Annotated in this window: 2 protein-coding genes; both read right to left on the bottom strand. The window is 58.3% G+C overall.

Annotation, left to right across the window (positions count from 1 at the left end):
- Window positions 1-288: ATP-binding cassette domain-containing protein (locus ACR0E6_RS22905; protein WP_480587746.1), on the bottom strand; the 288-nt coding region annotated here is incomplete at its 3' end.
- Window positions 289-367: 79 nt separating this feature from the next.
- On the bottom strand, window positions 368-557 hold a 190-nt coding region (locus ACR0E6_RS22900), incomplete at its 5' end, for a hypothetical protein (RefSeq protein WP_480587744.1).

Genomic DNA, 557 nt, shown 5'->3' with positions numbered 1-557 from the left:
CCCCTGCTGTGCCACCTCAAACGGCCGCATCGGAGGGCGCCTGGAGCCGTGGAACCAAACCTCCCCCTCCTGCGGGACATAAAACCCCGAGATCACATTCAGCATCGAGGACTTGCCCGCCCCATTTGGCCCGATAATGGCGCGAATCTCACCCTCTCGAATATCAAACGAGATATCCTTGATCGCAACCACACCGCCAAAACGCAGGGTGATGTTCTTCATCTCCATCACCACACCGCCGATCTTGCGGCCGTCTTCGGTGACATATCCTTCGGAATTATCCAGCATCAGCCTCTCCCAGACTTACGCAAAAACGGGACGGCGGGCGGGGCGATGACCGCAGGTCGAGCGGCGCTCAAACGGCCCATCATTCCGCAGCGACCTTGTGCTGCGCGACCGACACAACCGGCGCATCAACGATCTCAAGCGTTGCAGAAATCGACCCTTTGCGCCCATCCTCGTAGGTCACTTCGGTTGTCGTCGAAACGCTCGAAGATCCGTCATAAAGCGCGGCGATAATGTCGTGGAATTTATCCTCGACAAAGCCGCGACGCACC

Source organism: Ruegeria sp. AP12, assembly GCF_056540025.1.
The sequence above is the reverse complement of the archived record's forward strand: the minus strand, read 5'-3'. Positions and strand labels throughout refer to the sequence as shown.